Source organism: Deinococcus sp. Leaf326 (genome assembly GCF_001424185.1).
Classification (GTDB): domain Bacteria; phylum Deinococcota; class Deinococci; order Deinococcales; family Deinococcaceae; genus Deinococcus.
The window spans coordinates 62,803-81,859 of the sequence record NZ_LMOM01000012.1 but is presented as its reverse complement, the minus strand read 5'-3'; the positions used below and the strand labels follow the sequence as shown (position 1 = coordinate 81,859).

Genomic DNA, 19,057 nt, shown 5'->3' with positions numbered 1-19,057 from the left:
AGAGCATCTGGTCAAAGGGGTTCCTGCCTGTCGTCCGGGCGGCGCGGCGTCCCGGCTCCCGGCCGGACAGGGCGGCCGGCTCCAGACCTCCCTGCCTCAGCTGCCGTCTTCTGCCGCCGCCTCCAGCCAGTCGAGGTCGGGCCGTGCGCCGCCCAGGCGGTCGAAACAGGCGTCGGCGCGTTCCAGAGCGAAGGTGCCCTCGACCTCGCGCAGAACGTGGATGAGCACCAGTCCGCACAGCCGTTCGAGCTGCGCCCAGGCCCGCGACCCCGGCGGCTGGGCGTCGCGTGCCCGCGACAGCAGCGTGAGGGCCAGCCGTTCGTCGCCGTCCACAAAGGCGCGGGCAGCCTCTGCCGGAGCCGGGGCCGCCCACGCCGCACCTCCATCCATCAGAGCAGGGCCATCAGGTGAACGTGCGCCACGCTACGTCGGCGACCACGCCGGCCAGCATGGTCAGCGCCAGCCACATGTTGGCGTCGAAGAAGGCCACGTTGGCGCGCGTCAGGTCGTCCGGATTCACGATGCGGTGTTCGTAGAGCAGGATGGCGCCCATCGCCAGGGCGGCGAGGTAGTACCAGAAGCTCGCGCCGCTCAGGACCCCAACAAGCAGCAGCAGGGCGAAGGTCAGGGCGTGGCTCGTCGCGGCGATCTTCAGGGCGCGCGGAATGCCGAAACGCGCCGGAATGCTCTTGACGCCGTTGGCGAGGTCGAAGCGGTAGTCCATCGTCGCGTAGATCACGTCCAGCCCAACCATCCAGAAGATGACCACGGCCCACAGCGCCCAGGCCGGCGGGTCGAAGTGCCCGGTCACGGCGATCCAGCCACCCGCCGCCGCCGCCCCGTCGGTGATGCCCAGCCAGACGTGGCACAGCCAGGTGTACCGCTTGGTGTACGGGTAGCCGATCAGGAAGATCAGGGCCAGCGGGAGCAGCACGAGACACAGCGGATTGAGCTGCGCCGCCGCGAACGCCAGCACGAGCACGCTGCCCGCCACCAGCGCCCAGGCCTGCGCGGGCGAGACCTTGCCGCTGGGCACCTCGCGGCCGGCAGTACGCGGGTTGCGCGCGTCGATGAAGCGGTCGATGACCCGGTTGGCCCCCATCGCCGCCGTGCGGGCCGCCGCCATCGCCACCGTCACCCAGATCAGGGTGTGCCAGCCGGGCCAGCCGGTGCCGAGCACGCTCATGCTCGCCAGCAGCATCCCGGCATAGGCAAAGGGCAGCGCGAACACGGTGTGCTCGAACTTCACCAGCTCCAGATACGTTTTGATCCGTCCCGTGGCGCTCACCACGCCCCGCCTGCCCCGACGCTTCTCACAGCCACGCAGCATAGCGGCCCGGCGGGGGTGGGCGCCGAGGGGCACTCACAATCGCCGGGCCGGGAGGGAACCCCGCCTTATTTGGGCTGCGCCAGGCGGTCGAGCACGAGACGGCTCACGCCCTTGAGGGTCTCGAAGACGCCGACCCCCTGGCTGGCCGAGGACTCGTACATGGGCAGCTCACGCTTGGGGTCGATAACCGCACGGATCATGTCCACCGGCAGGGCGCCGGGCACGTCGCGCTTGTTGACCTGCAGCACGATGGGCACGTCGCGGATGTCAATGCCGTGCTCCTGCAGGTTCTCGCGCAGGTTACGCATGCTCTCGGCGTTGGCGCGCAGGCGATTGGGCGAGCTGTCGGCCACGAACACGATGCCGTCCACGCCGCGCAGGATCAGCTTGCGGCTGGCGTTGTAGAAGACCTGTCCCGGCACGGTGTAGAGGTGAAAGCGGGTCTTGAAGCCCTGCACGCTGCCGAGGTCGAGCGGCAGAAAGTCGAAGAACAGTGTGCGCTCGTCCTCGGTCGCCAGTGAAACCATCTCGCCGCGCTGGTGGCCGGGCACGCGGCCGAACACGTACTTGAGGTTGGTGGTCTTGCCGCACATGCCGGGGCCGTAGTAGACGATCTTGCAGTTGATCTCGCGGGCAGCGAAGTTGATGGTGCTCAAGGGGGGGCTCACCTCCGGTGAGGCGCGTGGGAACGCGCGAAAAGGCAAAGGAGACGCGGGCAGCGGACTGGGCGGACAACAAGGGAGCGCTTAACCCAGGAGGTCATCGAGCAGCGCGCTGGCCCCCTTGGAAAAGTCGTCGCCCAGTTCCGGCTGGGGCGCGTCGGCCAGTTCGTCGAGAATCTCCCCGAGCTTGGGAATGGTCTTGCGGGTGTACACCTTGACCTTGCCCAGGGCCACGCTGCTGTCGAAGATCAGGGTCAGCAGCGCCTGATCCCCGACCGATTCCACGTACAGCGTGCCGTTCTCGCCCTGGTGGGTCTGTTCGGAGAAAGTGCGTTCGCCCAGCATGTTCGCCAGCGCGGCGGTCGCGGCGGCATTACTGGCGACCAGCGTAGCGACGCTATCGAGCGCGGGCGGGCGGGGCGCCCACAGGGCTTCTTTGTGCGAAAGCACGAAGCCCTTGCGGTCGACAAGCAGGCAATAGCGGACTCCGGTGGCGGCCAGCAGTTCTTCAAGGTGCTGGTCCACCCGGGCGAACGCGTCGCCGTAAAGGTCAAGCGAAGGCTCAATCATGGCTCCCCAACTGTACGGTCCTCCGTCGCACAAACCTCTGACGCGCCCGCCTCTGTGCTTCCTGGCCGCCCCCCGACTCACCCGCCGCCGCCGCCCGTGCGGATACACTCGCCCGCGTGAAGGCAGGCGGCAAGAGAAAAGGAAGTGCGGCGCTCGCGGCGCTGGTGCTGGGACTGCTGGGCTCGGCGCAGGCCCGCACGGTCGCCATCGGCGGCGTGGCGCAGGCGCCGGTGGTGGACTCACGTCAGCTCGCGGGCGGTGAGGCGCTGGCGGTGTGGACCCTGCCGCGCCTGGGCGTGAGCGTCCGCAACGATCCGCGCGACCTGCGCCTGTTGTACGGCGCCCGCGAGCTGCGGTACGCACCGGGCGGCAACGGCCAGGCCGGCGGCTGGCGCGCGGTCGGTCTGCGGGTGCCCGCGGGCCTGAGTGCCCCGCAGACTGTGAACGGCAGCCTGTACGTGCCTCTGGCCGCCCTGCGGGCCCTGGGCGTGCGCGTGCTGGGCGAGGCTCCCGACGTACTGGACTTCGCCGCCCCGGCCTTGGTTCCGGCCGCAACCCTGCCGCCCTCGCCCGACCTAGCGACCGCCCCGGCACCTGCGGTCCCTGCACCTACCCCGGTCAGACCGGCGGCGACCAGCCCCGCGCCCACTCCTCCGGCGGCGGCCGTACCGGTCACTCCGGCGCAGACTGCCGCCACGCCGCCAGTCTCTACTCCCCTGCCGCCGGCCCAGGGCGCGCTCCCGGTGGCCCTGTCCACCGTGCGCATAGGCCGCGAGCTGCACCGTAACGTGGAGGTGCAGCGGGTCGTGCTGGAACTCAGCTCGGCCGCTGCGTACACGGTCACACGCGACCGCGCCGGCCTGAGCCTGAACTTCGCGGGGGTCACGGCCACGGCCGTCAACCAGACGCTGGGGTCGGGTGACACGCTGCTCGTGACCCCCGGCAGCGGCGGCGTGGCCGTGCGCCTGAACACGGGTGGGGGCAGCAGCGAGGTCTTCACGCTCGACAACCCGGCGCGCGTGGTGATCGACACGGCGACGCAGCTCGACACCCGCGTGCCCCCGCCCATCGACCCCGAGGGCCTGCCGCCGGGCGTGACCTACCGTAACCGCGGCTACCTGCACCTCCTGAGCTTCGACCCGGCGCTGTACCAGCCGCGCGTGGTGAGTGCGCCGTCCGGCCGCGCCCTGGGCCTCTCGGCGCTGGTGGGCAGCGTGCGCGGAATCGCCGGAGTCAACGGCGGCTACTTCGACCCCGCGACTGCCCTGCCGGTCGATCTGGTGGTGTCGGGCGGGCTGATGACTGCCCCCAGCCTGGAAAAGCGTGCCACGGTGGGATTCACCGCAGCGGGCACCACCCTGGTCGGGTATCCCCGGCCACGCTATGTCCTGAGCGGCCCCTTCGGCAGCGTCACCGTAAATACGGTCGGCTCCCGGCCGCGCCCCGAGCTGCTGACGGCTTTCGTGGGCGACGGGCACACGGTGGTCGGGGCCGACAGCCTGACCACCCTGTATGTCGTCCCCGGTGCGGGTGCGGTCACCTCGGCGCTGAGCGGCCGGGTCACGCCGCCGACCGGCACGCTGGCCCTGACCTTCGACCCGGCGCGCTACCCGCAGCTGCCGCGCGCCGCCGGGGCCACCCTGAACGCCGCGCTGGCCTGGCGCGCCGAGGACGCCCCCTGGGACAGCGCGCAGGACGCGCTGAGTGCCGGCCCGCTGCTCGTGCAGGGCGGTCAGGTGGCGCTGAACCCGGCCAAGGAGCAGTTCAACACCTCTGCCGGCATCTGGCGCGCGACCCGGCAGGTGGCGCTGGGAACCTTGGGCGGGCAGCCCACCATCGCCTACTTCGAGCACGGCACGCCCGAGGCCTTCGCGGCGGCGCTGGCGGCCTCGGGCGTGCGCGACGCGGTGCGCATGGACAGCGGCAGCAGTGCGGCGGCCTATGTCACCGGCGGCTACGGCAATCTGGGCGGCTACCTCAATACGGTCTGGGGCCAGAACGTGCCCAACGCCGTGGTCTTCGTACCACGTGGTCCCTCGGCCACGGCGGCTCCGGCCGGCCGGGCGCCTTGAGCCGGACCCGCCGGCGCCCTGCGCCTGGACACGCGGCCTCCAGACCTCCTGTTCCCCGGTCGGCGGCTGCCAGGGCTCCGGTCACCGGCCGGGCGAAACGACGCCGACACGCCTTCGGGTGGTTCAGCGTGGCGCTGCGCATCGCGCTCGTCTTGCTGCTGCTGCTGTGGGGCCTGGTCCTGTGGCACCGTCTGGGCTGACTCCAGCCCTCGCAGGGAAGCGGAAAAGCCGGCCGCGTTCGCCGGCCGGGTCTGTTCAGGCAGGATCTGTCAGGGCCAGAGGCGCGGGGCGCGCGGCGAGCCAGGCACTCAGCGCGGGCGCGTCCATCGGCCGGGCGAGGTGGTAGCCCTGGCCGTAGCCGCAGCCCAGGTCGCGCAGGGCGTCAAGCTGCGCCCCCGTCTCGATGCCCTCGGCCACGACGGCCAGGTTGAGGCTGCGCGCCATCTCGACGATGGACCGGACGATGCCCGGAAACTGCGCCGAGGTCGCCACGAAGGCGCGGTCCACCTTGAGCATCGAGAGCGGGAGGTGCTGCAACTTGGCGAGCGAGGAGTAGCCCCGGCCGAAGTCGTCGGCGGCGACCCCCACGCCGTCGCGCAGCAGGTCGCGCAGCAAGACGTTGGCGCGGCGGTGGTCATCCATGAACAGGCTCTCGGTGATCTCGACGACCAGGGCACTCGGGGGCAACCCTGTTTCCTCCAGCGTGGCGCGCAGTTGCCCCGGAAATCCGGCCCCCGCGAAATGCTGCGCCGAGAAATTCACCGCCAGGGTCCGGACCTGCCCCGACCGGATCAGAGGCCAGACCTGCCGCGCCGCCTCGCGCAGCACCCACAGGTCAATGGCCGTGACGCAGCCCTGGGCCTCGGCCATCGAGATGAACTCGTCGGGCTGGATCAGGCCGTGCCGGGGGTGCTGCCAGCGGACCAGGGCCTCGACCCCCGGCACCTCGCCGCCGTCCGGACCCCCTACGGCCAGCGACACGACCGGCTGGAACACCACCGACAGCTCACCGCGCTCGGCCGCGCCGGGCAGGTCGTCCTCGAGGTCCTGAAGCAGCGACTGACGGGCCCGCATCCAGGGCTCGAAGACGCGCACGCCGCCGCGCCCGCTGCGCTTGCCGGTGTACATCGCCATGTCGGCCTCGTCGAGCAGGTCGCGCAGGTCGCTCTCGGCCGTCCAGGCATGGGTCACGCCGATGCTCAGCCCCACCTGCACGGCCCGCCCTCCCAGCGTGAAGGGCCGCAGGAGTTCGGTGAGCAGCGCCTCAGCGAGCTGACGCGCCTGCGTGGGCGACACGCCGCCGAGCAGGACCACGAACTCGTCGCCGCTCAGGCGGCATAGCGCCGCGCCGGGGGGCAGCCCGCGCCGCAGCCGCGCGGCGAGCTGTTGCAGCAGCAGGTCGCCGCCGCCGTGCCCGAAGCGGTCGTTGATGCGCTTGAAGTGGTCGAGATCGACCATCAGCAGGGTCAGCAGGGGCAGCCCCCCCTGGGCCTCGCCGGGCAGGACGGTCCCGCGCGGCGGCCAGTCAGCGCGTCTCTCGGCGAACCACTGCTGAAGCTGGGCGCGGTTGGGCAGACCGGTGAGCACGTCGTGCGTGGCGGCGTGGTGCAGGCGGTCGTTGATGGCCTGCAGCTCGGCCGTACGCTCGCGCACCCGAGCCTCCAGTTCGGCCGAATGCTCCAGCAGCCGGCGCTCGAGCACGCGCCGCTCTGTCACGTCGGTCGTGAAACTTACCGTGCCGACCACCTCGCCGCCGCGCCAGAAGGGCTGTTTGCTCATCCGCAGGCTCATGGGGCGGCCTCCCAGTTCGAGGTCGATCTCGCCCACCGCCACCTGTCCGGTCTCCAGAGCTTCCCGGTCGAGCCGCTCCACGAGGTCCATCAACTCCGGCGAGAACAGCGCCCCACTGTCTTGGCCGGTCAGGTCGTCGCTGCCCGCGGGATGGTCGGTGTAGCTGTTCAGGGCAGTGTTGTTCAGGATGAAGCGCCCGTCGAGGTCCTTGATGGCGATGCCCACCATGCTCTGCTCGCACAGGCCGCGCAGCAGGGCCGCCTGTTCCAGCGAGCGCGCGTAACTCGTGGTCTGGGCCGTCACGTCCCGCATCAGTCCCATCAGGCGCGTGGGGCCGCCGCCCATCTGCATCTCGGGCGGGGGGCAAAACCCGCTGAAGTGGCACCAGCGCTGCTCGCCCGGCGCGTAGGTCAGGGGGTATTCCACATCGAAACAGCCGCCCTTCTCCACGACCTGCCGCAGAGAAGCGTCGAGCAGCGCGCCGTCCTCGGGTGACAGCCCTGCCCACAGCACACCGGCGTTCCACTTGCCCAGGTGGGCGTCGTCGATATACATCATGACGCTGGGGTCCCCGACATCGGCGTGCCAGAACAGCACGCGGCGTTCCCGCAGCAGGTCCAGCACCTCCTGGAGACCAAGCTCCAGATCGGTACTCAGGTGGGGGCGGGGCACTTGCGTCCTCATGGCTCTGGTCGGCTCCTTGACGGCGGGGCTCTCGTCGCCCGGTCCGGGCAGCGTACGCCGTCAAGATACCGCCCGGCACAGGCGCGGCGGTGCAGGCTTGCCCAGAAGGAGGGCCGGCAGGCGAACTCCCCCAGTGGGGGACTGGGGGAGCATGAACGCCGTGTCGCCCCTCGCCCTGAATCAGGTCAAGAAGTAAGCCTGCACGAAACGCCCCGCCTTGGCAGATGCCGAGCAGGGTGCTTTTCGTTTGCTAAGAACAACCTTTCTCTGACATGGCAAGAGAAAGGTTGTAGAAAACCGTCGAATGAAGCAGGTCAGACTGAAATACCTCAGTCGCCAATCGAGGCTGCCGTATTGGAATCGAATCTTCTGCGACTCATCCATTTTACCAACCGGTCACCCAGAGGCCGAAAAACCCAACTTTGCATCATAAGCCCCATTACCACTACTAAAATGACACTTAAAAAAACAGATAAGTCATTAGGAAAATTATTTATACTGAAATGCTTTAGTAAAGCTAAAAGTGACATATGAGACAGGTACACGCCAAGCGTCGCATCCGCCAAGGTTTTTACAGACTGGCCGGCTAGTGCCTCTATCCTGTACTGAGAAACACGATATCGAGTGATAAGTATTATCAGAAGCAGGGGAATAGGAAGTCCATTGTGCAAGACTGGAAAAAATATAGTTTCGTTAGGGATAAAGAAGAAGCCACCTAAAGCAAGACAGGAAATCCAATACATATAGCTATGGAACTTAAACTCTGACTTTTGATACTTTGTTAGATACAATGCTGTTAGCATTCCAAGACAGGGTTCCACAACCCTCAGAAGAGGGAAAGTGTGAATGTAATTAAATATAACTGGCTCTTGATAAAATGGTCCGACTGGACCTTCGTTAGTGATCAGCAGATATAATATAGGGATTATCAAATAGGCCACCCAGGTTATCAAAGCTATATTTATCAATTTTTTCTTTGGATAAACTTCTAATTTATTACACATATAAGGGAAAATTGCATAGAAAAGTATTAGGACACCAAGGGTCCAGGCTTGGGGTAAGTACAGTTGTGCGTTGGGCAGAAAGGAGTTTATGAGGGTTATATTACCAATAGTATCTAGAATATCCCCCAAACTAAGATTCCAGTCCCTATCTATAAAATAGCTCTTCAGAACTACTGCTGAAACGAGTAGAATGTAGCCGGGAGCAACTCTGGCAAATCTTGAACGCCAAAACCGGTGATTCTCTCTTAAACTTCCTATCTTATTCTTGTAAATCAAGGTTATGATAAAACCACTTAAAACCATAAAAAACGATGTGCCTAGATATCCTTTACCTGATACAAGTTCTAAAACATCCGAAACTGTTTTACCGTTACTTTTAAACATTAACACAGTGTGATACAAGGTTATATAAAACGTTGCTGCAATTCTCCAGTAATCTATCCATGCCAATCTAATCACAATTCCTCCACTTCAAGAAATCTCTATATAAACATTTCATGGCTGCTGTGCAGATTGAGATATTTATTTGATATCGACCTGACAAATAATTGCCAAGTGCCAATCTACGGTGTGCGCGCTAACAAAAATATCTACCAGAATCAGCATATGTCTCTTAATACGCCAATGTCTCCTCCATCCCGTGCAAGACAGCAAAATTACACGGAGGGTCTGAAAACCCACCCGATGGGGGATAATAGCCTTCATGAATTCTTACTCATCCTAGCAGTTCCAGTCGTCATAACTGACCGATATTCACTATTTGTGACGTCTAGAACGCTAATTTTTTAGGTCAGATGTTGCCCGCGAAGATTTGTCAGACTTTTCTACGAGTGCGCATAAAAGCCAGAATTTCTTGTCAGAGTTTTGTAAGAATATTTCGGAGGTCGTTCAGTAGGGCAGTAGCCTTGTAGTCAGAGGACAGTGAGGTTTTCCTCACCACAATGGAATCTATGCTGCGTTCCAAACTGCCCTGTCTCCTCCTTTTACTGACCAGTTGTCAACAGACTTCTGTCGAAGCCACGTCTGCGGCAGCAATTCATGTCAATACACCTGAAGAAATCGCTCTCGGCAGGGCGTGCCCAGTAACGAAGACTACATTTTTGGGACAAGCGCAGGAACGCAAGACATTCACTATCGTCGGCATCGGCAGCAGCAGCATGGAAGGTGTGGGAGCTTCCGCACCCCAATACAATTTCCTCAATCGCTTAGATCACACCCTCTCTACCTCACTGCCTGGAGTGACACTCAAGGTCATTAACGCTGGCATAGGGGGACAAAACTTAATGCAGACGATTGCACGTTTTCCCAGAGACGTGTATTGGGTAAATCCTGATCTAGTCATCCTACAGGCGGGAATGAATGACGCAATACAGAGCCGGGATACGGACGTATATCGAGATGAAATTAAAAAGGCCCTTGAAGATTTGAGCGAGCATAATTTAAACGCTGTGCTAATGAGTAATCAATATGCTGGCACTGCGGGCCTCACATCGTCCACTTTGACGAAGACAATAGATCAAATCAACAAGGATGAGGCTATTAGGAAAGGTATTGGTGTTATTGATCGCTATTCCCTCTTTAATACGCTTCGGGACCAGGGAATAGATGTGGCTAAGACATACTTTGCGGACGATCTGTTGCATGCAAATGATGAGGGGTATCGATTGGTGACCACTTGTACGTTGCGTCGAGTCTTCGGATTGGGCTGAGAAGTACGCTTCTGTTCTGGGGTAGATATTGGCCTTTTCTGCAGCGATCTCAGCAATAGAGAGAAGTTATCCACAAGCTCCTGTGGATAACTTCTCTCTATTCGGTGTGGTGTATAGGCAGGCACTTGAACCCCAAGCATTGCTACACATTTCATCTACAAACACGATCCCCCGGTACTAGACCGGGGGATTTGTCGTGCTAGTGGCGCACCCTGTAGGACTCGAACCTACGACCGACCGCTTAGAAGGCGGTTGCTCTATCCAGCTGAGCTAAGGGTGCGGACAAAAAAGCTCCCACCTGGGGAGCCTCCTTGATTCTGGAGCGGGATCACGGATTCGAACCGAGGCCAGAAGCTTGGAAGGCTGCTGTGCTACCACTACACCAATCCCGCATAGATGGAGAGCCACTGTGGTCGAGGCGACAGGATTCGAACCTGCGACCCCTTGGTCCCAAACCAAGTGCGCTACCGGCCTGCGCTACGCCTCGGCATGGCTCTCGCGGGACAAACTATAGCAGAGCCGGGGCCGGGGGTGCCCAGACGCCGGTCAGCCTTCATCAGTGCCCAATCTGACGGCCGTCTCACGCTTTAAGAGTTAAAGTAGCCGCCATGGAATACAGGAACCTCGGCAAAAGCGGTCTGAAGGTCAGTGAAGTCGCCCTGGGCGGCTGGGAAACGTACGGCGTCAACGTGAACGAAGGCCAGATGGTGCGCGAGATCGTGACCAGGGCATATGACCTGGGCGTCAACTTCTTCGACCAGGCCGACGTATACGCGCGCGGCAAGTCCGAAGAGCTCATGGGCACTGTGCTGCGCGAGTTCCCCCGCCACACCCTGGTCATCTCCAGCAAGGTCTTCTGGCCGATGAGCGACCACGTCAACGACCGCGGCCTGTCGCGCAAGCACGTGCTCGAAAGCATCGACGGCAGCCTTAAGCGCCTGGGCACCGACTACCTCGACATCTACTTCGCGCACCGCTACGACCCCGACGTGCCGATGGAAGAGATCGTGATGGCCTTCGACCAAATCATCCGCGACGGCAAGGCGCTGTACTGGGGCACCTCGATGTGGCCCGCTGCCCGCATCGCCCAGGCGGTTGAGTTCGCCAAGGCGCACGGGCTGCACTCCCCGGTGACCGAGCAGCCCGAATACTCGATGATCCGCCGCGAGCGTGTCGAGGGCGAAATTCTGCCCTACACCGAGAGCGCGGGCGTGGGCCTGGTCGTCTGGAGCCCGCTGGCGATGGGCCTGCTGACCGGCAAGTACGACGAGGGCAAGCCCGAAGGCGCGCGCCTCACCGAGAAGGACAACTGGGGCAAGAACTTCCTGACCGACGAGAACATCGCCAAGGTGCGCGACCTCAAGCCCATCGCCGACGGGCTAGGCATTACCCGTGCGCAGCTCGCCCTGGCCTGGATCCTGCGTCAGAAGGGCGTGAGCAGCGTCATCACCGGGGCCACCAAGGTCTCGCAGATCGAGGACACCGTCAAGGCGGCGGGCGTACGCCTGAGCGAAGGCGACATCCAGAAGATCGAGGACATCCTCAAGCGCTGAGCACAGGCAGGCATTGAAACCGGAGGCTGCGGCTTCCGGTTTCTGTGTACCGGGGCGGGTGAGACGGCGACTGCAACCTTCGGTGCACGGCAGGGGTGCCCGCGCCGCCTATGCTGGCCGGGTGAATGCCATCGAGACGCGCGAACTGCGCAAGGTATACCGGGGCCGGGCGGTGGTGGACGGCCTGAACCTGACGGTCGGCGAGGGCGAGGTCTTCGGCTTTCTCGGCCCCAACGGCGCGGGCAAGAGCACCACGGTCAAGATGCTGCTGGGGCTGGTCCTGCCCAGCGGCGGCGAGTTGCGCGTGCTGGGCGGTTCCCCGGCCGACCCGGACGTGCGGGCCCGCCTGGGGTTCCTGCCCGAGCAGTTCCGGTTTCAGACCTGGATGACTGGCGAGGAATTTCTGAACTTTCATGGACGGCTCGCCGGTCTCTCGGCAGCCGAGCGACGCACACGCGTTCCGCAGGTGCTGGAGACGGTGGGCCTGGGCGGGCGCGGGCGCGAGACTCTGAGCGGCTACTCGAAGGGGATGCTCCAGCGCGTGGGGCTGGCCGGGGCGATCCTGGCGCGGCCTAAACTGGTCTTTCTGGACGAGCCGACGAGTGCCCTGGACCCCATCGGGCGGGTCGAGGTGCGCGAGATCATCGAGTCGCTGCGGGGGCAGGGGGTCGCGGTGTTCCTGAACTCGCACCTGCTGTCGGAAGTCGAACAGGTGTGCGACCGTGTGGCCTTCGTCAAGCAGGGGCGCGTGCTGCGCGGCGGCACCATGCGCGAACTCATGGGCGGGGTGGTCCCGGTGGACCTGCGTCTCGACCGCCTACCCGACGGCCTGGAGGCGCGGCTGGCGCGGCTGGGCGAGGTGCGGCACATAGACACGGCCCTGCCCGGCCGCGTGGGCATCGAGCTGTGGCTGGACAAGGAGGACGGGGTGCCGGCGGTGGCCGACGCTGTCCACGCCAGCGGCGCGCGGCTGTACGCCCTGACGCCGCGACGCCCCGACCTGGAGACCATGTTCCTCGAACTCATCGAGGACGCGCCCCGTCAGCCAGAGACCCAGCGCCCCCAGGAGGCCCACCGTGCGTAGCGCCCTGCTCATCGCCGAACTCTCGCTGCGCGAAGCGACCCGCAAGCGGCTGGTGAGCGTGCTGCTCATTCTCAGCGCGCTGTTCGTGGGCTTCTACCTGTACGGGGTGTACCGGCTGGACGCGCAACTCGACGACCGGGCGGCCGCCGCCGGGCTCGACGGCCGCAGCCTGAACTCACTGAGCAACGCCGGGGTCATGTACGCCACCCTCTTCGGGATGTACCTCGTGTTCTTTCTGGGCGCGCTGATGTCGGTGCTGGCGACCGTCTCGGCGGTCAGCGGCGATATCGAAAACGGCGTGATGCAGAGCGTCCTCGCCCGTCCGGTGGGCCGCGCCGGGCTGGTGCTGGGGCGCTGGCTGGGTTTCACGGTGGTCAACGTGGGCTACGTCGCCCTGCTCAGCGCCGCCATCCTGGGGGGCATCTACGCCATCACCGGCTACCTGCCCCCCGAGCCGCTGCCGGCCGTGGGCCTGATCCTGCTCTCGGTCACGCTGCTCACTGGCCTGACGGTGCTGGGCAGCACGCTGTTCACCACACTCGCCAACGGCATCGGGGTGTTCGTGCTGTATGGGGTGGGCTTCACGGGGGGCATCCTGGGCAGCATCGGCACGGTGGCCGACAGCCCGACCCTGGCCACGCTGGGGCGCTTCGCCAACGCCCTGATGCCCACCAACGCCCTGTGGCTGGGCGCCAGCTACCACCTGCAACCCGACATCCTGCGCCAGCTCGGCGCGGCGGCGCGCGGCACCAATCCCTTCATCGGCAGCGCGACCACCCCCACCGGCCTGATCGTGTGGGCGGCCGCCCTGACCCTGCTGGCCGTCGGCGCGGCCATGTGGCGCTTCAGCCGCCGCGACCTCTAGCCGCAGAGGACCGTGAAAAGAGGTGGACACCCGATTCCTGGCGTCCACCTCTTTTCGGTCGGCCTGCCGGTTAGTTCAAGACCTTCTTCTCGGTCGGCTGGTCACCCAGACGGCGCTCGGTGCCGGCAGTGAGGCGGCCCACATTGTCGCGGTGCTGCCAGATGAGCAGCCCGGCCAGCACGGCGACGACCAGCGAGAGCCACAGCGGCCGCTCGAGACACAGGCTCAGGACCACCGCCGCGAGCGCCCCGATGATGCTGCCCGCACTGACAAAACGCGTGAGCCACATGCAGAAGATGGCGATGACGGCCACGCCCGCGCCCGCCAACGGGTCAAGCACCGCGATGACGCCGAAACTGGTCGCCACACCCTTGCCCCCCCGGAACCCCAGGAAGGGACTAAAGTTGTGGCCCACCACGGCGGCCACCCCGCACAGCGCCGCCACCGGTTCGTCGAGGTGCAGCGCGCGGGCGATCACGACGGCCAGCACGCCCTTGAGGATGTCGAAGACCGCCACGGCCAGCGCCGGGCCCTTGCCGAGCGAGCGCAGCACGTTGGTCGCCCCGCTGTTGCCGCTGCCCACCTGCCGGATGTCCACGCCGCGCGAGCGGGCCACCCACGCCGCGGCGGGCACGGCTCCTATGACATAGGCGATCACGACCGCGAGCACGGCAAACAGGGACACGCCTGCAATTGTGGCACACCCACCTTGCACCGCCTCCAGACGGCGTCCGGGATGCTCTAGGCTGCCGGGCGACATGTCCGCCTCCTCGCCCGGCTCCGCGCTTCTCGGCCCCCAACTTCTCGACCACCTGGGCATCGCCACGCCCGACCTCGACACCGGCTCGGCGCCCTACCTCGCGCTGGGGCTGCGCGCCGAGGGCGACGACGAGGATGTGGCGCACCAAGGCGTGCGCGTGCGGGCCTTCCGGGTGGGCGAGACCCTGATCGAGCTCCTGGCCCCCACCCGCCCGGACAGCCCGGTCGCGGCTTTCCTGGAACGCCGGGGGCCAGGGCTGCACCACACGGCCTACCGCGTGCCCAGCCTGGACGCCGAGGTCGCGCGCCTGAGCGCCCTGGGCGCGCCCTTTCTGGGACCCGCAGCGGCCGGGCGGGCGGGCACGCGGGTCGCCTTCCTGCACCCGCGCTGGGGCCAGGGCACCTTGATCGAACTCGTCGAGCATCCCCACGCCGAAGGCCCGGACGGGGGTTGAGTTCCCGCCGCCTGCCGACCCGGCCCCCGGCCCACTGCGCCGCGCCCGGCTGGTGGGTCCCCGCGCTGGCGGTCGCCGGGGCCATCTGGGTCCTGAGCAGCTTGGCCGACACGCCGGGGCCGCCCCTGCACCATCCCCTCGACTGGGGCGCGCATTTCCTGAGCTACCTCGCCCTGGGCTACGCGCTGGGCCGCGCGACCGGTCTCCCCGTCCTGGCCTGGATGCTCGCCGCATGGTGGGGCGCCGCCGATGAGATTCACCAGGCCTTCGTGCCTGGCCGGGAAGCCGGCATCACCGACTGGTGGTTCGACCTGGCGGGCAGCGGCCTGGGCGCGTGGCTGGCCGGGCAGGCCTGCCTGAAACGGGCGGCCCGGCGGCGCGTCCCGCACGGAGATGAGGGGGCCGGCCCGCGCTCCTGAGCGTTTCTCCATCCTGCCGCGCATGTGGCAGTTCTGTCAGGGACGTGCCCCTAGAGTGCGCAGATGAGCCGCGCCGTCCCCCTTCTGCCCGATCCGGCGCCCGCTGGCCCGACTGCGGCCGACCTGCACCCGGCCAGCCTGCACGCCGCCGTGGGGCGGGCGCTGGCCCAACTCGACCGCGTCATCCTGGGCAAGTCTACGCAGGTGCGCCTGAGCATGGCGTGCGTGCTGGCGCGCGGGCACCTGCTCATCGAGGACCAGCCGGGGGTCGGCAAGACCACACTGGCACAGGCGCTGGCGCGCACGCTGGGGCTGGGGTTCCGGCGCGTGCAGTTCACCAGCGACCTGCTGCCGGCCGACCTGCTGGGCGTAAGCATCTGGGACGCGGCGAGCGGCAGCTTCCGGTTCCAGCCGGGGCCGGTGTTCTCGCAGGTGCTGCTGGCCGACGAGATCAACCGCGCGACGCCGCGCACGCAGTCGGCGCTGCTCGAAGCGATGGAGGAGCGCCAGGTCAGCGAGGGCGGCGTGACCCGGGCGCTGCCGGACCCCTTTTTCGTGATCGCCACCCAGAACCCGGGCGCCTTCGTGGGCACCTCGCCGCTGCCCGAGGCGCAGCTCGACCGCTTCCTGCTGACGGTCACGCTGGGGTACCCCGGCGCGCAGGCCGAGCGCATCCTGCTCGAAACCGGGGGCCGTAGCCAGAGCGTGCGCGACCTGCCGGCCGTGCTGGACCCGGCCACGCTGCTCGCCGCACAGGCGGAGGTGGACCGGGTGTACGCCGCCGGCCCGCTGCTCGACTACCTGCAGCTGCTGGCGCGCGCCACCCGCGAGCACCCGGCGCTGGGCACGGGCCTCAGCCCCCGCGCGCTGCTGGCACTGCTGGCCGTCACGAAGGCCTGGACCTACCTGGAGGGCCGCGACGCCGCACTGCCCGAGGACGTGCAGGCGGTCTTTCCCGCGCTGGCCGGGCACCGCCTGCCGCTGCGCGGCGCGCCGGGTGCGGGCGGCGTGGAGGCCATCATGGCGGACCTGCTGCGCGACACGCCCCTTCCCTGAAATGACGGCTCCGCGCCCCTCCACCGCCCGGCCCCCCACGCCCACCCTGCGCCCGACGCGACTGGGGACCCTCTTTCTGGTGCTCGTGGTCCTGACCCTGATCGGGTGCGTGAACTACGGTCTGAGCCTGGGCTACGGCCTGACCTTTCTGCTCGGCGGCGTGTGGGTCATCGGCGCGGCGCAGGCCCTGCGGGCGGTGCGCGGGGTACGGGTGGGGCCGCCGGTCCCCGAACATGTCCCCGCGCTGGCCGGGCGTCCCCTCACCTTCCGGGTGCCGCTCTCGCGGGAGGGCCGGACGCTGGAGGCGATGCAGGGCGGCGCGCTGCGCCTGCGCATGCGGGCCCGGCAGGGCGAACAGACCCACCCCCTGAGCGCCGCCGCCCCGGTCAGCGCGGCGGCGGGCGGCCTGGGTCTGACGCTGCCCGCCCCTCGGCGCGGCACCCTGAGCCTGGAAGCCTGGCGCCTGAGCGGCCTGGACCCCCTGGGCCTGTGGACCGCCGACCTGCCCCTGACCCCCGACACCGGTCCCGGCGAGGTGCGGCTGTGGGTGGCCCCCGCAGCCGAGGCCCAGCCCCCTGCGCCGCCCACCCTGTTCGCCGCCGGGCACGCCGAGACCGGGCGGCGCGCGGCGGGCCAGGACGACCTCGCCGGGCTGCGGCCCTACCAGGCGGGCGACGCCCCCCGGCTCGTGTCGTGGCGCCACGCCGCCCGGACCGGAGCGCTGCTGACCCGCGAGTATGACGCCCCGGCCGGGCAGGCCCCGGCCCTGGACTGGGCCGCGACTGCCGGGCTCCCTGACCCCGAGGCGCGGCTCTCGCGGCTGTGCGCCTGGGTGCTCGCGGCGCGCGCGCAGGGCGACGCCTTCTCCTTCTCGCTGCCCGGCACGGTCCTCGCGGCGGCGGCGGGCGAGGCGCAGGTGGCGGCGGCCCTGGGGGCACTCTCGGCCTTCGGGACGCCCCCGACCCTGCCCACACTCGCTCCGGTGCGGCGCACCCTGCTCTCCCCCGCTCGCCGCGAGATCCTGCCGGCTGGGCCGCTGCGCTTCTCGCTGCTGGCACTGGCCGTCGCGCTGCTGCCGGGGGTGCTGCGCCAGCCGGTATGGCTCACGGCGCTGCTGGCGGCAGGGCTGGGGTACGCGGCGCTGCGGGCAGGCCAGGACCAGGGGGCAGCCGGTCCACGGCGCCTTCCGGGGGTCCCGGCCGCCGCGCTGGCCCTGGTCGCCGTTCTGGGCGCGCTGGGCCTGAACGCTGTCTACGGGACGCTGCTGGGGCAGGACGCGGGCACAGCGCTGCTGGGGCTGCTCGTCGTCCTCAAGGCGGCCGAGACGCATACCCGGCGCGACGCCCGGCTGCTCTCCCTGCTGGGCCTGTTCCTGACGAGCACCCACTTCTTCCACGATCAGGGACCCCTGACCGCGCTGCACGCCCTGCTGGCGACGGCGGCCCTGCTCGCCGCGCTGGGCGGCTGGACCCTGGAGGACGGCGAGGACCGCGCGGCCGATGACGCTGCGCCCGCACCTGCGACCGGCCTGCGCCGCGCCGGGCAGATGATGCTCCTCGCCGCGCCGCTGGCCGGGCTGCTCTTCGCGCTGTTTCCGCGCCCGGACGGGCCGCTGTGGCAACTGCCCATCCAGCAGGGCGCGCAGACCGGACTGGCTGACAGCATCAGCGCGGGCGAGTTCAGCAACCTCGCCCAGAGCCGGGAGGTGGCCTTCCGGGCCGACTTCACGGGCACGGTGCCCGGTCCCGAGGAACGCTACTGGCGCGGCCCGGTGTACGAGCTGTACGACGGCCTGCGCTGGACGCAGCTGCGGGCCTTTTTCAATACTGCGCCCATTGCGGTCAGTGGCCCCACCCGCAGCTACAGCATCACACTGGAGCCCAGCGGCAAGCCCTGGCTGCTTGCGCTGGACTCGCCGGTCACGCAGCCGCGCGGCACCTACTTCACGAGCGCGTTTCAGGCGGCGGCCTATCCGCCCCCCACGCGGCGTACTCGCTACACCTTCACGCAGCAGGCCGCCCGCCTGGGGTTGAACGAAGACGAGCGGCGTCTGAATCTGAACCTGCAACTACCGCCCGGCCAGAACCCGCGCGCCCTGGCCCTGGCGCAGGGCTGGCGCAGCCTCGCGCCCGCGCAGCGCGTGCAGGCGGGACTCGGCGTGTTCCGCACGGGCTTCAGCTACAGCCTCAACCCGCCCACGCTGCCCGAGCAGAACCGCATCGACGCCTTCTTGTCCAGCAGCCGCGTGGGCTTCTGCGAGCATTTTGCCAGCGCCTTCACCTTCCTGATGCGGGCGGCGGGCGTGCCGGCGCGCATCGTGGGGGGCTACCAGGGCGGCGAGGTGAACCCCGACGGCGGCTACCTGACCGTGCGCCAGCAGGACGCCCACGCCTGGGCCGAGGTCTGGCTCGCGGGGCAGGGCTGGGTGCGGGTGGACCCGACCGCCGTGGTGGCCCCCGCCCGCATCCGCACCGATCTGGGCACGGCCCTGACGCAGCCCCAGGCGACCGCCGCCCGGCCGCCCGGCCCACTGGCCCGCGCTCTGCTGCGCGTGGACGCCCTGCAAAACAGCTGGAACACCTGGGTCGCGGGCTACGACGGCACCCAGCAGCGCACTCTGCTCGCCCGCCTGGGGGTGGGCGGGGTCGGGTCGGCCCCCTACCTGCTGGCCCTCGCGGCCCTGGCCGTCCTGGCCGTGCTGCCGGGACTAATGCTCGCCCGGCGCGCTGCCCGCCCCCGCGATCCCCTCGCGCGCAGCCTGCACGACCTCGGCACGCGCCTGGGCCTGCCCCAGCTTCCGGGCGAGACCCCCACCGCCTACGCCGCGCGGGCCGGCGAGCAGTTTCCGGCGCTGGCAGCCGAGTTGCGCGCCGTCGCCGCCGAGTACAACCGCCTGCGCTACGGCCGCGCCGGCAGCGACCCCGCCGGAGTGCGCGGGCTCCGCGACCGGGTGCGGCAGGTGCGCCGGCCCCGCTGACCGGCACGCCCTTTTTTCCGACCTCATGCCCGGCCCACAACCCTTTTTTTGCCCCCATTCTCCCTGT

At 67.5% G+C, this 19,057-nt stretch carries 17 protein-coding genes and 3 tRNA genes; 10 read left to right on the top strand and 10 right to left on the bottom strand.

The window, feature by feature from the left end:
* Positions 1 to 96: 96 nt before the first annotated feature.
* From ASF71_RS04780 to ASF71_RS04765, 4 genes are all read right to left on the bottom strand, one after another.
* On the bottom strand, positions 97 to 390 hold the full coding sequence (locus ASF71_RS04780) for a hypothetical protein (protein ID WP_056295831.1): 294 nt from the start codon (positions 388 to 390) through the stop codon (positions 97 to 99).
* A gap of 13 nt (positions 391 to 403) precedes the next feature.
* Positions 404 to 1,330 carry a menaquinone biosynthesis prenyltransferase MqnP gene (mqnP, locus tag ASF71_RS04775; protein ID WP_056295830.1) on the bottom strand — a complete coding sequence of 309 codons (927 nt, stop codon included), beginning with the start codon at positions 1,328 to 1,330 and terminating at the stop codon, positions 404 to 406.
* A 65-nt stretch (positions 1,331 to 1,395) separates the two neighbouring features.
* Entirely contained in the window at positions 1,396 to 1,986 is a 591-nt protein-coding gene (locus tag ASF71_RS04770) for an ATP/GTP-binding protein (protein ID WP_014685849.1), read from the bottom strand.
* Between the two features lie 90 nt (positions 1,987 to 2,076).
* Positions 2,077 to 2,562, bottom strand: a complete 486-nt coding sequence (locus ASF71_RS04765) for a roadblock/LC7 domain-containing protein (protein WP_056295827.1) — start codon at positions 2,560 to 2,562, stop codon at positions 2,077 to 2,079.
* A 116-nt stretch (positions 2,563 to 2,678) separates the two neighbouring features.
* Here ASF71_RS04765 and ASF71_RS04760 point away from each other — a divergent pair, with 116 nt between their 5' ends.
* Positions 2,679 to 4,634, top strand: a complete 1,956-nt coding sequence (locus ASF71_RS04760; protein ID WP_235514133.1) for a phosphodiester glycosidase family protein — start codon at positions 2,679 to 2,681, stop codon at positions 4,632 to 4,634.
* Positions 4,631 to 4,834 (top strand): hypothetical protein, encoded by a 204-nt coding sequence (locus ASF71_RS22315; protein ID WP_082505532.1) that lies wholly within the window; start codon positions 4,631 to 4,633, stop codon positions 4,832 to 4,834. Before ASF71_RS04760 ends, ASF71_RS22315 begins: the two co-directional genes overlap by 4 nt.
* 55 nt (positions 4,835 to 4,889) lie before the next feature.
* Here ASF71_RS22315 and ASF71_RS04755 read toward each other — a convergent pair whose 3' ends face one another.
* Positions 4,890 to 7,097, bottom strand: a complete 2,208-nt coding sequence (locus ASF71_RS04755; RefSeq protein WP_056295825.1) for an EAL domain-containing protein — start codon at positions 7,095 to 7,097, stop codon at positions 4,890 to 4,892.
* A gap of 341 nt (positions 7,098 to 7,438) precedes the next feature.
* Entirely contained in the window at positions 7,439 to 8,572 is a 1,134-nt protein-coding gene (locus ASF71_RS22310) for an acyltransferase (RefSeq protein ID WP_162243082.1), read from the bottom strand.
* Between the two features lie 491 nt (positions 8,573 to 9,063).
* Here ASF71_RS22310 and ASF71_RS22305 point away from each other — a divergent pair, with 491 nt between their 5' ends.
* Entirely contained in the window at positions 9,064 to 9,822 is a 759-nt protein-coding gene (locus ASF71_RS22305; RefSeq protein ID WP_162243081.1) for an SGNH/GDSL hydrolase family protein, read from the top strand.
* A 203-nt stretch (positions 9,823 to 10,025) separates the two neighbouring features.
* Here the strand turns inward: ASF71_RS22305 and ASF71_RS04750 are convergent.
* The 3 genes from ASF71_RS04750 to ASF71_RS04740 all read right to left on the bottom strand — a co-directional run bounded on the left by ASF71_RS04750 (position 10,026) and on the right by ASF71_RS04740 (position 10,309).
* Positions 10,026 to 10,102: transfer RNA gene (locus ASF71_RS04750), tRNA-Arg, on the bottom strand.
* A 38-nt stretch (positions 10,103 to 10,140) separates the two neighbouring features.
* Positions 10,141 to 10,214 (bottom strand) — tRNA-Gly (locus ASF71_RS04745).
* A gap of 18 nt (positions 10,215 to 10,232) precedes the next feature.
* Positions 10,233 to 10,309 (bottom strand) — tRNA-Pro (locus ASF71_RS04740).
* A 121-nt stretch (positions 10,310 to 10,430) separates the two neighbouring features.
* On the opposite strand from ASF71_RS04740, the gene ASF71_RS04735 reads away from it, so the two are divergent.
* From ASF71_RS04735 to ASF71_RS04725, 3 genes are all read left to right on the top strand, one after another.
* Entirely contained in the window at positions 10,431 to 11,375 is a 945-nt protein-coding gene (locus ASF71_RS04735; RefSeq protein WP_056295821.1) for an aldo/keto reductase family protein, read from the top strand.
* A gap of 121 nt (positions 11,376 to 11,496) precedes the next feature.
* Positions 11,497 to 12,459: an ABC transporter ATP-binding protein gene (locus ASF71_RS04730; protein ID WP_056295818.1), complete on the top strand. Its 963-nt coding sequence runs from the start codon at positions 11,497 to 11,499 to the stop codon at positions 12,457 to 12,459.
* Positions 12,452 to 13,324, top strand: a complete 873-nt coding sequence (locus tag ASF71_RS04725; RefSeq protein ID WP_056295815.1) for an ABC transporter permease — start codon at positions 12,452 to 12,454, stop codon at positions 13,322 to 13,324. The genes ASF71_RS04730 and ASF71_RS04725 overlap by 8 nt, the downstream gene beginning before the upstream one ends.
* Before the next feature lie 70 nt (positions 13,325 to 13,394).
* Here the strand turns inward: ASF71_RS04725 and plsY are convergent, their stop codons facing one another.
* Complete coding sequence (plsY, locus tag ASF71_RS04720) at positions 13,395 to 14,009, bottom strand: glycerol-3-phosphate 1-O-acyltransferase PlsY (protein WP_056295812.1); 615 nt, start codon at positions 14,007 to 14,009, stop codon at positions 13,395 to 13,397.
* Between the two features lie 73 nt (positions 14,010 to 14,082).
* Here plsY and ASF71_RS04715 point away from each other — a divergent pair, with 73 nt between their 5' ends.
* From ASF71_RS04715 to ASF71_RS04700, 4 genes are all read left to right on the top strand, one after another.
* Positions 14,083 to 14,538: a VOC family protein gene (locus tag ASF71_RS04715; protein ID WP_056295809.1), complete on the top strand. Its 456-nt coding sequence runs from the start codon at positions 14,083 to 14,085 to the stop codon at positions 14,536 to 14,538.
* Positions 14,535 to 14,957 (top strand): VanZ family protein, encoded by a 423-nt coding sequence (locus ASF71_RS04710; RefSeq protein ID WP_235514132.1) that lies wholly within the window; start codon positions 14,535 to 14,537, stop codon positions 14,955 to 14,957. Before ASF71_RS04715 ends, ASF71_RS04710 begins: the two co-directional genes overlap by 4 nt.
* Before the next feature lie 63 nt (positions 14,958 to 15,020).
* The gene (locus ASF71_RS04705) at positions 15,021 to 16,013 is read left to right on the top strand and encodes an AAA family ATPase (RefSeq protein ID WP_369814955.1); all 993 of its coding nucleotides are present in this window, start codon (positions 15,021 to 15,023) and stop codon (positions 16,011 to 16,013) included.
* 1 nt (position 16,014) lies between these two features.
* Positions 16,015 to 18,990 carry a transglutaminaseTgpA domain-containing protein gene (locus ASF71_RS04700; protein ID WP_056295806.1) on the top strand — a complete coding sequence of 992 codons (2,976 nt, stop codon included), beginning with the start codon at positions 16,015 to 16,017 and terminating at the stop codon, positions 18,988 to 18,990.
* Positions 18,991 to 19,057: the final 67 nt, after the last annotated feature.

Excerpts from the sequence above, each read along its gene's own strand:
- ASF71_RS04765 (WP_056295827.1), bottom strand. The coding sequence starts at position 2,562 with ATGATTGAGCCTTCGCTTGACCTTTACGGCGACGCGTTCGCCCGGGTG.
- ASF71_RS22305 (WP_162243081.1), top strand. The coding sequence starts at position 9,064 with ATGCTGCGTTCCAAACTGCCCTGTCTCCTCCTTTTACTGACCAGTTGT.
- ASF71_RS04780 (WP_056295831.1), bottom strand. The coding sequence starts at position 390 with ATGGATGGAGGTGCGGCGTGGGCGGCCCCGGCTCCGGCAGAGGCTGCC.
- ASF71_RS04700 (WP_056295806.1), top strand. The coding sequence starts at position 16,015 with ATGACGGCTCCGCGCCCCTCCACCGCCCGGCCCCCCACGCCCACCCTG.
- ASF71_RS04715 (WP_056295809.1), top strand. The coding sequence starts at position 14,083 with ATGTCCGCCTCCTCGCCCGGCTCCGCGCTTCTCGGCCCCCAACTTCTC.
- mqnP (WP_056295830.1), bottom strand. The coding sequence starts at position 1,330 with ATGCTGCGTGGCTGTGAGAAGCGTCGGGGCAGGCGGGGCGTGGTGAGC.
- ASF71_RS04705 (WP_369814955.1), top strand. The coding sequence starts at position 15,021 with ATGAGCCGCGCCGTCCCCCTTCTGCCCGATCCGGCGCCCGCTGGCCCG.
- ASF71_RS04735 (WP_056295821.1), top strand. The coding sequence starts at position 10,431 with ATGGAATACAGGAACCTCGGCAAAAGCGGTCTGAAGGTCAGTGAAGTC.